General features: G+C 68.5%; 11 protein-coding genes and 2 tRNA genes. 4 read left to right on the top strand and 9 right to left on the bottom strand.

Annotated features, from left to right (window positions below; translation table 11 throughout):
- Window positions 1-7 precede the first annotated feature (7 nt).
- Window positions 8-1,111, bottom strand: coding sequence for a cystathionine gamma-lyase (locus tag G6N61_RS09160; protein ID WP_163918236.1), 1,104 nt, complete (start codon window positions 1,109-1,111; stop codon window positions 8-10).
- A gap of 5 nt (window positions 1,112-1,116) precedes the next feature.
- Entirely contained in the window at window positions 1,117-2,115 is a 999-nt protein-coding gene (locus G6N61_RS09165; protein WP_163918237.1) for an NAD(P)H-dependent glycerol-3-phosphate dehydrogenase, read from the bottom strand.
- A gap of 77 nt (window positions 2,116-2,192) precedes the next feature.
- Here G6N61_RS09165 and cofC point away from each other — a divergent pair, with 77 nt between their 5' ends.
- From cofC to mutT1, 3 genes are read left to right on the top strand one after another with little or no spacing between them, the layout of a single operon-like run.
- A complete protein-coding gene (gene cofC, locus G6N61_RS09170; RefSeq protein WP_163918238.1) occupies window positions 2,193-2,864 on the top strand; it encodes a 2-phospho-L-lactate guanylyltransferase in 672 nt (223 codons plus the stop codon).
- 36 nt (window positions 2,865-2,900) lie between these two features.
- Window positions 2,901-5,078, top strand: coding sequence for an RNA degradosome polyphosphate kinase (locus G6N61_RS09175; RefSeq protein WP_163918239.1), 2,178 nt, complete (start codon window positions 2,901-2,903; stop codon window positions 5,076-5,078).
- Between the two features lie 37 nt (window positions 5,079-5,115).
- Window positions 5,116-6,042 carry an 8-oxo-(d)GTP phosphatase MutT1 gene (mutT1, locus tag G6N61_RS09180; RefSeq protein ID WP_163918240.1) on the top strand — a complete coding sequence of 309 codons (927 nt, stop codon included), beginning with the start codon at window positions 5,116-5,118 and terminating at the stop codon, window positions 6,040-6,042.
- 94 nt (window positions 6,043-6,136) lie between these two features.
- Here the strand turns inward: mutT1 and G6N61_RS09185 are convergent, their stop codons facing one another.
- The 3 genes from G6N61_RS09185 to leuC all read right to left on the bottom strand — a co-directional run bounded on the left by G6N61_RS09185 (window position 6,137) and on the right by leuC (window position 9,085).
- Window positions 6,137-6,838 (bottom strand): HU family DNA-binding protein, encoded by a 702-nt coding sequence (locus G6N61_RS09185; protein ID WP_163918241.1) that lies wholly within the window; start codon window positions 6,836-6,838, stop codon window positions 6,137-6,139.
- A 202-nt stretch (window positions 6,839-7,040) separates the two neighbouring features.
- On the bottom strand, window positions 7,041-7,634 hold the full coding sequence (leuD, locus tag G6N61_RS09190; protein ID WP_163918242.1) for a 3-isopropylmalate dehydratase small subunit: 594 nt from the start codon (window positions 7,632-7,634) through the stop codon (window positions 7,041-7,043).
- An 8-nt stretch (window positions 7,635-7,642) separates the two neighbouring features.
- Window positions 7,643-9,085 (bottom strand): 3-isopropylmalate dehydratase large subunit, encoded by a 1,443-nt coding sequence (gene leuC, locus G6N61_RS09195; RefSeq protein WP_163918243.1) that lies wholly within the window; start codon window positions 9,083-9,085, stop codon window positions 7,643-7,645.
- Window positions 9,086-9,149: 64 nt separating this feature from the next.
- On the opposite strand from leuC, the gene G6N61_RS09200 reads away from it, so the two are divergent.
- A complete protein-coding gene (locus G6N61_RS09200) occupies window positions 9,150-9,851 on the top strand; it encodes an IclR family transcriptional regulator (RefSeq protein ID WP_163918244.1) in 702 nt (233 codons plus the stop codon).
- A gap of 53 nt (window positions 9,852-9,904) precedes the next feature.
- Here the strand turns inward: G6N61_RS09200 and G6N61_RS09205 are convergent.
- The 4 genes from G6N61_RS09205 to G6N61_RS09220 all read right to left on the bottom strand — a co-directional run bounded on the left by G6N61_RS09205 (window position 9,905) and on the right by G6N61_RS09220 (window position 12,505).
- Window positions 9,905-9,977, bottom strand: a tRNA-Glu gene (locus G6N61_RS09205).
- A 62-nt stretch (window positions 9,978-10,039) separates the two neighbouring features.
- Window positions 10,040-10,114 (bottom strand) — tRNA-Gln (locus G6N61_RS09210).
- A gap of 121 nt (window positions 10,115-10,235) precedes the next feature.
- On the bottom strand, window positions 10,236-11,720 hold the full coding sequence (gene gltX / locus G6N61_RS09215) for a glutamate--tRNA ligase (RefSeq protein ID WP_163918245.1): 1,485 nt from the start codon (window positions 11,718-11,720) through the stop codon (window positions 10,236-10,238).
- On the bottom strand, window positions 11,720-12,505 hold the full coding sequence (locus G6N61_RS09220) for a fumarylacetoacetate hydrolase family protein (RefSeq protein ID WP_163918246.1): 786 nt from the start codon (window positions 12,503-12,505) through the stop codon (window positions 11,720-11,722). Before G6N61_RS09220 ends, gltX begins: the two co-directional genes overlap by 1 nt.
- Between the last annotated feature and the right edge of the window lie 51 nt (window positions 12,506-12,556).

Genomic DNA, 12,556 nt, shown 5'->3' on the forward strand with positions numbered 1-12,556 from the left:
GACCACATCAACCGAGCGCCTCCTCTATGTCGGCGAGCAAGTCGTCGGTGTCCTCGATCCCCATCGACAGCCGGGCGAATCCTGGGCTGACGGGGTCACCCCACCTGGCCCTGCGGTCGACCGAGGTGTGGATGCCGCCGAAACTGGTGGCAGCCACCAGCAGGTCGCTGCGCTCGACGAGCGCGTGGACGGCCGCGGCGTCGGCGAGTTCGACGGCGACCAGTCCTCCGTACCGCTTCATCTGGATGGTCGCCACTTCGTGCGCCGGGTCCTGCGGCAGCCCCGGATAGCGGACGCCGCGGGCCGCGGGATGGCCGCGCAGCATCAAGGCGACCGCCATCGCGTTCTGGCACTGCCGGTCGACGCGCAGCCCGGCGGTGCCGAGACTGCGCAGGGCGAGCCACGCCTCGAACGGCCCGAGGATGGCTCCGGCGAGCAGCCTTTCGCGTTCGACGCCGGCCATCAGGTCGGGCCGGCTGCCCGCGACGTACCCGAGGACGAGGTCGCTGTGGCCGGACAGGCCCTTGGTGGCGCTGGCCACGACGAGGTCGGCGCCGAGCGACAATGGCCGCTGTCCGAACGGCGTTGCTGCGGTGTTGTCGACCACCAGGACCGACCCGCGTCCGCGGCACACCGACGCGAGCCGGTGCAGGTCGACCACGTCGAGCGTCGGGTTGACCGGTGACTCCGCCAGGACGACGTCGGCGTCCGCGGCTGCGGCGCACATGCCGTCCGCGACGGCCTCGACGATCGTGATGCCAAGTGGGGCAAGGCTTTCGGTGGCATACCGGCGCGTCTGGTAGTACCCGTCGGCCGGGACGACGAGTTTCATGCCGGGCCGCAGGAGGACCCGCAGCGTCGAGGTGATCGCCGCCATGCCCGACCCGAAGGCGCACGCCGAGGTCGCTCCCTCCAGTTCGGCGAGCGCCGACTCGAGCCGTCGCCAGGTGGGGTTGGAGGCACGGCCGTAGAAGTCGATCGGTGCGGCTTCGTCGACCGACAGGTGGTAGGCGGCCGCGGGAACGGGTGGCGGCGTGACGGGTTCGCCTGCGACCGCGGGCGCACCCGAGGCCTTCACGCTCCTGGTCGAGTCGCCGTAGTGGCCGTCCACGGCTGCTACTCCGGCTTCGTGCTGCGGCCCAGCAGCAGCGCGACCGCGGATTCGACGGACAGACCCCGGTGACACACCCGGTGCACCGCGTCGGTCAGCGGCATCTCGACGTCGTAGCTCGAGGCCAGCGCCAGCACCGACTGCGACGACGTCACGCCTTCGGCGACGTGACCTCCCCCTGCCGCCAGTGCCGTCTGGATCGTTCCGCCCTTGCCGAGGCGTTCGCCGAACGCCCGGTTGCGCGACTGCGGTGACGTGCAGGTCGCCACCAGATCGCCGACCCCGGCGAGCCCGGCAAGCGTGGCGCCCTTGGCGCCGAGCGCGATTCCTAGCCGCATGATCTCGGCGAGGCCGCGGGTGATGATGGCCGCAGCGGTGTTCTCGCCCAGCCCGACGCCGGCCGCCATGCCGCACGCCAGCGCGATGACGTTCTTGCAGGCGCCGCCGATCTCCGCGCCGATGACGTCGGCGTTGGTGTACGGCCTCAGGTAGCCGGTGGAGAACGCGCGCTGCAGTGCGACCGCGCGTCCCGAATCGGTGCACGCCACGACCGTCGCTGCAGGCTGCTCGTCGGCGATCTCGCTCGCCAGGTTCGGCCCCGTCACCACCGCGATGCGTGCCGGGTTGGCATTGGTGACCTGTTCGATCACCTGGCTCATGCGCAGCAGGGTGTCGAGTTCGATGCCCTTGGCGACGCTGACCAGGGTCGCCTCGTCGTCGATGTGCCCCGCCCAGCCCTCGAGATTGGCACGCAACGTCTGCGACGGCACGGCAAGCAGAACGGTGCAGGCGCCGGTCAGCGCCTCGCGGGCATCGCTGGTGGCCCGGATGGTCTTCGGCAGCTCGGCGTCGCCGAGGCGGCTCGCGTTGCGGTGGGTGTCGTTGATCTCATCGGCGAGTTCGGAGCGCCGCGCCCACAACGTGACGTCGTTGCCCGCGTCCGCCAGGACCTTGGCCAGTGCCGTGCCCCAGGCACCAGCACCCATTACCGCCGCGTTGACCACGGGAACAAATCTAGCCCCAGCTCGTTGCTCTTCGCGTGAGCGCTCACCACAGCCCTGCTGCTGGCAGGATGGCAGACATGAGCGGCAACCCGGCCCGCCCCTCGACCGACGTCGGGCTGATCATCGCGGTCAAGCGGCTTGCCGCGGCGAAGACCAGGCTCGCCCCGATGTTCCCCGCCCCCTCCCGCGCCGCGCTGGTGCTCTCGATGTTGGCCGACACGATCACCGCTGCCTCCGCCGTGCCCGCCATCACGTCGATCACCGTGGTCACCCCCGACGACCTCGCGGCTGATGCGGCCCGTGACGTCGGCGCTCGGGTGCTGGCCGATCCGACACCGGCCGGCCACCCGGATCCGCTCAACGCAGCACTGCGGGCCGCCGAGGTGTACGTACGGGAAACGGCGGGCAACGTCGCGGTGCTCCAAGGTGACCTTCCTGCCCTGCAGCCGCGCGAATTGGCGCAAGCACTTTCGGCCGCGCGAGCCAACGAGCGCAGCTTCGTCAGCGATCGTCACGGCACCGGTACCGCCGCGCTCTTCGCGTTCGGCGTTCCACTCGATCCTCGGTTCGGACTGGAATCGACACGGCGACATGAAGATTCGGGCGCGGTAGCGCTCACCAGGGAGTGGCCGGGGCTGCGGTGTGACATCGACACCCCGGACGACCTCGCCGCCGCGCTGCGACTCGGCGTGGGCATCGCGACCAAGCAGACGGTCGCCGACATCGAGGCTCCCGACACCGACCGGTGACCTCTGCCGCCTAGCACCGGCGCCCGCCGATGGTGGATGATCTGTTGTGTGACCGAAGCCGAGACTCGAACAGCTGACGCCGAGTGGACGTCGGGAAACACGAGGCCCAACGTGCCACCGGCGGCCACGCCCGGTGCGGCCGACCCGAACCAGCCCGAACCGCTGCCCGACGATCGCTATCTCAATCGCGAACTGAGTTGGCTCGACTTCAATGCCCGGGTGCTCGCGCTGGCCGCGGACCCGTCGCTGCCGCTGCTGGAACGCGCCAAGTTCCTGGCGATCTTCGCCTCGAATCTCGACGAGTTCTACATGGTGCGCGTCGCGGGCCTCAAGCGTCGCGACGAGATGGGGCTGTCGGTTCGTTCGGCGGACGGACTCTCCCCGCGTGAGCAGTTGCGCCGCATCGGCGAGCGCACGCAGCAGATCGCCACCCGGCATGCCAGCGTGTTCGGCGAACTCGTCCGGCCCGCCCTCGCCGAGCGCGGCATCGTCATCGTCACCTGGAGCGAACTCGACGACTACGAGCGCGAGAGGCTGTCGACCTACTTCCACGAGCAGGTGTTCCCGGTCCTCACGCCGCTCGCGGTCGACCCCGCACACCCGTTCCCCTTCGTGAGCGGGCTGAGCCTGAACCTCGCGATCACCGTCAAGCTCCCCGACGACGGGACGCAGCACTTCGCGCGAATCAAGGTGCCCGACAACGTGGACCGCTTCGTGGAGCTGCGGGCGCGCGACGACGACGGTGGCGGCGTCCGGTTCCTCCCCATGGAGGAACTGATCTCGGCGTTCCTCGACGTGTTGTTCCCCGGCCTGGAAATCGTGGAGCACCATGCCTTCCGGATCACCCGCAACGCCGACTTCGAGGTCGAGGAGGACCGCGACGAGGATCTGCTGCAGGCCCTCGAGCGCGAGTTGGCGCGCCGCCGGTTCGGTTCCCCCGTGCGTCTCGAGATCGCAGGCGACATGACCGAGAACATGCTCGAGTTGCTGCTGCGCGAACTCGACGTGCATCCCGGTGACGTCATCGAGGTGCCGGGTCTGCTCGACCTGTCGGCGCTGTGGCAGGTGTACGGCGTCGATCGGCCCGAACTCAAGGACCCGCCGTTCGTGCCCGCCACCCCACCGGCGTTCGGCGAACGCGAGACCCCCAAGAGCATCTTCTCCACGCTGCGCGACGGCGACGTCCTCGTGCACCACCCGTACGACTCGTTCTCGACCACCGTGCAGCGCTTCATCGAGCAGGCGGCCGCCGACCCGAATGTGTTGGCGATCAAGCAGACCCTGTACCGGACGTCGGGCGACTCGCCGATCGTCAGCGCGCTCATCGACGCCGCCGAGGCAGGCAAGCAGGTCGTCGCACTCGTCGAGATCAAGGCCCGCTTCGACGAGCAGGCCAACATCAAGTGGGCGCGCGCGCTGGAGCAGGCGGGCGTGCACGTCGTCTACGGCTTGATCGGGCTCAAGACGCACTGCAAGACGTGTCTGGTCGTGCGGCGCGAGGGATCCACGATCCGGCGCTACTGCCACATCGGAACGGGCAACTACAACCCGAAGACCTCTCGCCTGTATGAAGACGTGGGCCTGCTCACCGCATCACCCGACATCGGCGCCGACCTCACCGATCTGTTCAATTCGCTGACGGGCTACTCGCGCAAGGTGTCCTACCGCAACCTGCTCGTCGCTCCCTATGGCGTGCGCAGGGGGATCGTCGAACGCATCGAGCGCGAGATCGCCGCCCACCGCGATGGTGCGGACGCCCGAATTCGACTCAAGGCCAACGCACTGGTCGACGAACAGGTCATCGACGCGCTCTATCGCGCGTCGCAGGCAGGCGTCCGGGTCGAGGTGGTCGTCCGCGGCATCTGCGCATTGCGGCCCGGCGTGGAGAACTTCTCGGAGAACATCGTCGTGCGTTCGATCCTCGGCCGGTTCCTCGAGCACTCGCGAATCATTCACTTCCGCGCCATCGACGAGTTCTGGATCGGCAGTGCCGACATGATGCATCGTAATCTCGACCGCCGCGTCGAGGTGATGGCACAGGTCAAGGATCCGAGGCTGTCGTCGCAATTGGACGACGTCTTCACCTCCGCCATGGATCCCGCCACCAGGTGTTGGGAACTCGGCGCCGACGGACGCTGGACGGCTCTGCCGCACGAAGGTGAGACGGTGCGCGACCATCAGGTGTCACTGATGGAGCGCCATCGTCACCACTGAGGCGTCCGTGTTCCTCTGATGACCTGCAGGAGTTGAGGTGTCGAAGAAGAGTCCGACGTCCGGCAAGCGCGACGGCCGCCAGACGGTGCTCGCCGCAGGGGCCGTGCTGTGGCGTGACGACGGCGATGGACCGCTCGAGGTCGCCGTCGTCCACCGCCCGAGGTACGACGACTGGTCGCTGCCGAAGGGGAAGGTCGACCCGGGCGAGACCGAACCGATCGCGGCCGTGCGCGAAGTCGAGGAGGAGACCGGTTTCGCCGCGGAGCTGGGCAGGCGGTTGGCGTCGATCTCCTATCCCGTCGAGCAGGGCACCAAGAAGGTGCGGTACTGGGCCGCGCGTGCGGTGGGCGGCGGCTTCGAGCCGAATGACGAAGTCGACCAGCTGCTGTGGCTGCCCGTCGGCGACGCGATGAAGCGACTGCAGTACCCGCACGACCGGAAGGTGCTGCGCCGCTTCGCCAAGCATCCGGCCGACACCCGTACCGTGCTGATCGTCCGCCACGGCGTGGCAGGCAGCAAGTCGCGTTACAAGGGTGACGACCGCAAGCGGCCCCTGGACAAGAAGGGCCGCGCGCAGGCGGAATCACTGGTCGGGCAGCTGCTGGCCTTTGGCGCCACCGACCTGTACGCCGCGTCGCGCACGCGCTGCCATCAGACGCTCGAGCCGCTGGCGCAGGAGTTGGGCGCACCGATCTCCGACGAGCCGACGGTGACCGAGGAGGCCTACGCCGAGGATCCGGACGCGGGACGCCATCGCGTCCTCGAGATCGCGAAGAGCGGTTCCACGCCGGTGATCTGCACGCAGGGCAAGGTGATTCCCGACCTGATCGCCTGGTGGTGCGACCGCGACGGGGTGAAGCCCGACAAGTCGCGCAACCGCAAGGGCAGCACGTGGGTGTTGTCGCTGGCCGACGACGCCCTGGTCTCGGCCGATCACATCGGCAGCCCCCTGGCGACCGCCTAGTTCCGGACGCGGTCGACCGCATACGCGAAACGCGCCGTGGATCCGAAGATCCACGGCGCGCCCGCTGCCCGGAATCGGGCTGTGATGCTGGGTGTTACTTGCGGCCCCGCTTGGCGGGAGCCTTCTTGGCGGCCGGAGCCTTCTTGGCCGGTGCGGCCTTCTTGGCGGCGGGAGCCTTCTTGGCCGGTGCGGCCTTCTTGGCGGCGGGAGCCTTCTTCGCGGGCGCAGCAGCCTTCTTGGCGGCGGGAGCCTTCTTCGCGGGCGCAGCAGCCTTCTTGGCGGCCGGAGCCTTCTTCGCGGGCGCAGCAGCCTTCTTGGCGGCCGGAGCCTTCTTCGCGGGCGCAGCAGCCTTCTTGGCGGCCGGAGCCTTCTTCGCGGGCGCAGCAGCCTTCTTGGCGGCCGGAGCCTTCTTCGCAGGCGCGGCAGCCTTCTTGGCGGCGGCCTTCTTCACAGCGGTCTTCCGGGCCGGCGCAGCGGTCGCACCACGCTTGACGGCGGGGCCGTCAGCCGGGAGCTTCTGCGAGCCGGACACGACGGCCTTGAACTGAGCACCGGGACGGAACGCGGGAACGGACGTCGGCTTGACCTTGACGGTCTCGCCGGTGCGCGGGTTGCGCGCCACCCGGGCCGCGCGGCGGCGCTGCTCGAACACGCCGAAGCCCGTAATCGTGACGCTGTCGCCCTTGTGGACGGCACGCACGATCGTGTCGACGACGTTTTCAACGGCGGCAGTTGCCTGCCGACGGTCTGTGCCCAACTTGTCCGTGAGGACATCGATGAGCTCTGCCTTGTTCATGCAAAACCTCCGGAGCCAGTGGTCCACTTTGAACCGACTATTGCCCACGGTAAACCCTCGTGCTGCAGATATCCAAGAGCCACGCCGAATTTCGGAGATTGCTGGGGCTGCTTTCGGAATCCGATTGCCCCACATGGGCTGTGGTACGCCAGTCCTAGAACTGGGTTGCGGAGCGGCTCTTTCGGCCCCGCCGGGCCCCGATTCAGGCGGTGATCGTGCGGGGCTTCCAGCTCGGCCTGGCCTGCTCGTAGGCCTCGATTTCAGCCTGTTTCCGCAGCGTAAGGCCTATATCGTCGAGCCCTTCGAACAGTCGCCATGCGGTGTAGTCGTCAATCGTGAACGGCACCACCACCGTTCCTGCGGTCACGGTCCTATCCCGTAGGTCCACAGTGAGTTCCAGCCCCGGATTCTGCTCGATGAGCTTCCACAGCAATTCCACATCGTCTTGAGCGACTTCGGCCGCCAGTAGGCCCGACTTGCCCGCGTTGCCGCGGAAGATGTCGGCGAATCGCGACGAGATCACGACTCGGAAGCCGTAGTTCATCAGCGCCCAGACGGCGTGTTCGCGGGACGAGCCGGTGCCGAAGTCGGGCCCCGCCACCAAGACCGAACCCCGGTCGAAGGGCGACAGGTTGAGGATGAACGCGGGGTCGTTACGCCATGCCGCGAACAGCCCGTCCTCGAAACCCGTTCGGGTGACCCGCTTGAGGTACACCGCGGGGATGATCTGGTCGGTGTCGACGTTGGTCCGGCGCAGCGGGACCCCGATACCGGTGTGGGTGTCGAACGAATCCATCAGAACTCCTAGCGGCTCGAGACGGGGGCCAGGTCGGCCGGTGAGGACAGGGTGCCGCGCACGGCCGTCGCCGCAGCGACGGCCGGGGAGACGAGGTGGGTGCGACCGCCCTTGCCCTGTCGTCCTTCGAAATTGCGGTTCGACGTCGACGCGCAACGTTGGCCCGGCGCCAGCTGATCCGGGTTCATGCCGAGGCACATCGAGCAGCCGGCCTGGCGCCACTCGGCGCCCGCGGCGGTGAACACCTCGCCGAGACCCTCTGATTCGGCCTGGGCGCGAACGCGCATCGAACCGGGGACGACAAGCATCCTGACCCCGTCGGCGACCTTGCGGCCCTGCAGGACCTCGGCGACCACGCGCAGATCCTCGATGCGGCCGTTGGTGCAGGAGCCGACGAACACGGTGTCGACGGCGACTTCGCGCATCGGCATACCCGCACGAAGGTCCATGTACGCCAAAGCCTTCTCGGCGTTCTGCCTTTCGCCCTCGTCGAACATCAGTTCCGGATCCGGCACGGCATCCCCGAGCGGGACCCCCTGCCCGGGGTTGGTACCCCAGGTGACGAACGGGCTCAGCGAGGCCGCGTCGATGTAGACCTCGGTGTCGAATTCGGCGCCCTCGTCGGTGCGCAACTGCTTCCACGCCTGCACCGCCGCGTCCCAGTCGGCGCCGGTGGGTGCGTGCGGACGGCCCCGCAGGAACTCGAACGTCGTCTCGTCCGGAGCCACCATGCCTGCACGGGCGCCTGCCTCGATGCTCATGTTGCAGATCGTCATGCGACCCTCCATCGACAGCGATTCGATGGCACTGCCGCGGTATTCGATGACGTGTCCCTGCCCGCCGCCCGTGCCGATCTTGGCGATGACGGCGAGGATGACGTCCTTGGCGCTGACGCCGGGGGGCAGCTCTCCGTCGACGTTGACGGCCATGGTCTTGAACGGGCGAAGCGGAAGTGTCTGCGTGGCAAGCACGTGCTCGACCTCGGAGGTGCCGATGCCCATCGCGAGCGCGCCGAACGCACCGTGGGTGGAGGTGTGGCTGTCGCCGCACACGACCGTCATTCCGGGCTGCGTCAGGCCGAGCTGCGGGCCGATGATGTGGACGATGCCCTGTTCGACGTCGCCCATCGGGTGCAGGCGGATGCCGAATTCCTCGCAGTTGCGCCGCAACGTGTCGACCTGGGTGCGCGACACCGGGTCCGCGATCGGCTTGTCGATGTCGATCGTGGGCACGTTGTGGTCTTCGGTCGCGATCGTGAGATCGGGCCTGCGGACCGGACGCCCGGCCAGCCGGAGGCCGTCGAAAGCCTGTGGGCTGGTGACCTCGTGGACGAGGTGCAGGTCGATGTAGATGAGATCGGGCTCGCGGGCGGCGCCTTCGCCTCCGCCGGTGGCGACGACGTGGTCGGCCCACACCTTCTCGGCCATGGTGCGTGGAGTCATGACGTTCATTCCTTCGGGCGACCCGCAGGTGAAGGGCTGGCAATCTCACGATGCGGGAAGCTAGTATCTCCCTGTGAGACAGGATAGCGGCATCGGCGTCCTCGACAAAGCCGTGGGGGTGTTGCACTCGGTGGCCGAGTCCCCGTGCGGCCTCGCCGAACTCTGCGAGCGCACCGGCCTCCCGCGCGCCACCGCCCATCGACTGGCCGCGGGCCTCGAGGTGCACCGACTACTGGCCCGCGACGCCGAGGGCCGATGGCTGCTGGGACCCGCGGTGACCGAGTTGGCCGGTCACGTCAACGATCCGCTGCTGGCGGCCGGAACCGTCGTGCTCCCCCGCCTGCGCGAGATCACCGGCGAGAGCATCCAGCTCTACCGCCGCGAGGGCACCTCACGCGTCTGCGTGGCGGCGCTCGAACCGCTTGCCGGGCTTCGCGACACCGTTCCCGTCGGAACCCGTCTGCCCATGACTGCGGGCTCGGGAGCCAAGGTGCTCCTGGCCTACAGCGACGCGGCGACGCAGCAGGCCGTGCTGCCTCAGGCCAAGTTCACCGACCGGACGCTGGCCGAGGTGCGTAGGCGCGGGTGGGCGCAGAGCGCCGCGGAGCGGGAGCCGGGTGTGGCAAGTGTCTCAGCGCCGGTGCGCGACGGCCGGGGTGCCGTCGTCGCGGCCGTGTCGGTCTCGGGCCCCATCGACCGCATGGGCCGTAGGCCGGGCGCGCGCTGGGCAGCGGACCTGCTCGCAGCCTCCGAGGCGCTCACGCGCCGGCTGTAGGGCCTCGACGACGAAAGCGCCCGGTCCGTGTGGACCGGGCGCTCTTCGCGTTGTACCCCCGATGGGATTCGAACCCACGCTACCGCCGTGAGAGGGCGGCGTCCTAGGCCGCTAGACGACGGGGGCTAGAACCAATTCGCGACGGTCAGCATATCTCAACCGACGATTGCTGACCTAATCGCTTCGGTTGGCTGGGGTACCAGGACTCGAACCTAGAATGGCGGTACCAGAAACCGCTGTGTTGCCAATTACACCATACCCCACTGGCTGCCCAAGACCGCTGGTCAGAGGCACATTTCGAAGCTCGCCGCGTCGCGGTGGCCACCGCGTGCACGCCGTTCTCCGGCCGACAGGCAGACTACCAAAGATTCTCGGGCGTCAATCTCACGCCTCCCTGCCGGCGTGCTCGCGCCCTGCTCGCAGCCGGTCGAGACTGCGCTCACGGCCCAGCAACTCGAGCGACTCGAACAGCGGCGGGCTGATCGACGAACCCGTCGCCGCCACCCGGATCGGGCCGAACGCCTTGCGCGGCTTCAGTTCGAGACCGTCGATCAGCGCCGACTTCAGCGCCTCCTCGATCGCGGGCGTGGTCCACTCGCCAACGGCCTCCAGCGCCGCCACCGCGGCGTCGAGTACCGCGACCGCCTCGGGACGCAGTTCCTTGCCCGCCGACTTCTCGTCGAGTTCGAACGATCCGTGGTCGAGGAACTTCAACAGGCCCCAGGCGTCGCCGAGCACCACGATCCGGGTCTGCACCAGCTCGGCGGCCGTCGCGAACCCGGCGTCGTCGAGCCCGGTGTCGTGGCCGTGCGCGACGAAGTAATCCCGCAGGCGTGCGGTGAAGTCCTCGACCGGCAGCAGCCTGATGTGCTCGGCGTTGATCGCGTCGGCCTTCTTCTGGTCGAAGCGGGCCGGGTTCGAGTTGACGTTGCGGACGTCGAACGCCGCGACCATCTCGTCGAGGCTGAACAGGTCGTGGTCGTCGGCGATGCCCCACCCGAGCAGCGCCAGGTAGTTGAGCAGCCCCTCGGGGATGAACCCGCGGTCGCGGTGCAGGAACAGGTTCGACTGCGGGTCGCGCTTGGAGAGCTTCTTGTTGCCCTCGCCGAGCACGCTCGGCAGGTGCGCGAACTCCGGGACGCGTTCGGCGACGCCGATCCGGATGAGTGCTCCGTACAAGGCGATCTGACGCGGGGTGGACGGCATGATGTCCTCGCCGCGCAGCACGTGGGTGATCTTCATCAGCGCGTCGTCGACCGGGTTGACCAACGTGTATAGGGGGTCGCCGTTGGCGCGGGTGATCGCGAAGTCCGGCACCGTGCCCGCCGGGAAGCTCACCGGGCCGCGCACCAGATCGGTCCAACCGATGTCCTGGTCGGGCATCCGCAAGCGGAGTACGGGCCTGCGCCCCTGCGCGGCGAACGCCGCCCGCTGCTCGTCGCTCAAGGTGCGGTCGTAATTGTCGTAGCCCAGCTTCGGGTTTCGGCCCGCGGCGACGTGTCGCGCCTCGACCTCTTCGGGCGTCGAGTAGGCCTCGTACACCTCGCCGGCCTCGAGTAGCCGGGCGATCACGTCGCGGTAGATCTCGCTGCGTTCGGACTGCCGGTACGGCGGGTACGGCCCGCCGACCTCTGGGCCCTCGTCCCAGTCGAGGCCGAGCCACCGCAGCGCATCGAGGATGGCGGCGTAGCTCTCCGCGCTGTCACGGGCCGCGTCGGTGTCCTCGATGCGGAAGACGAAGGTGCCCCCGGTGTGCCGCGCGTAGGCCCAGTTGAACAGGGCGGTGCGGACCAATCCGACGTGCGGAGTTCCGGTGGGCGACGGGCAGAACCGGACGCGAACCGGCGCCGTGTGTTCGTGGTCCGTCATCACTTCGCCTTGCGGACAACGGGGTTGGACAGCGTCCCGATGCCTTCGACGGTGATGGCGACGGTGTCCCCGTCCTCGATCGGGCCGACTCCCTCGGGAGTACCGGTCAGGATCAGGTCGCCGGGCAGCAGCGTCATGACCGCCGAGACCCACTCCACGATGGCGCCGACGTCGTGGATCATCAGCGAGGTGTTGCTGCTCTGTCGCACAGTGCCGTTGACCTCGGTGCGCAGATCGAGATTGAAGGGGTCGACGTCCGTCTCGATCCACGGTCCGACCGGGCAGAAGGTGTCGTGGCCCTTGGCCCGCATCCACTGCCCGTCCTTACGCTGCTGGTCTCGCGCCGACACGTCGTTGGCGATCGTGTAGCCGAGGATGTTCTCCGCCGCGCGGGCGGCGGGCACGTCCTTGCACGGCCGCCCGATGACGATGGCGAGTTCGCCTTCGTGGTGCACCGGATTGGCGTCGGCGGGCAATTGGATCGGCACGTTCGGTCCGATGATGGCCGTGTTGGGCTTGAGGAAGATCACCGGGTCCTCGGGAGCCACTCCCCCCATTTCCTCGGCGTGAGCGGCGTAGTTCTTGCCCATGCAGATGATCTTGCTCGCGAGGATCGGCGCGAGCAGCCGCACGTCGGCCAACGGCCAGGACCTGCCCGTGAACTCGGGTGTGCCGAACGGATGCTCGGCGAGTTCACGCGCCGTCGCGCCATCGGGGGTGGTGACGTCTCCTTCGATGGTGACGAAGGCGACACCGTCGGGACTAGCGATTCGACCTAGGCGCATTCGACCAGCTTAATCGGCGGTAGGCGGTGCCGGTCGACGGGCCCGCCGCTC

The organism is Mycolicibacterium arabiense (assembly GCF_010731815.2).
GTDB classification, from domain to species: domain Bacteria; phylum Actinomycetota; class Actinomycetes; order Mycobacteriales; family Mycobacteriaceae; genus Mycobacterium; species Mycobacterium arabiense.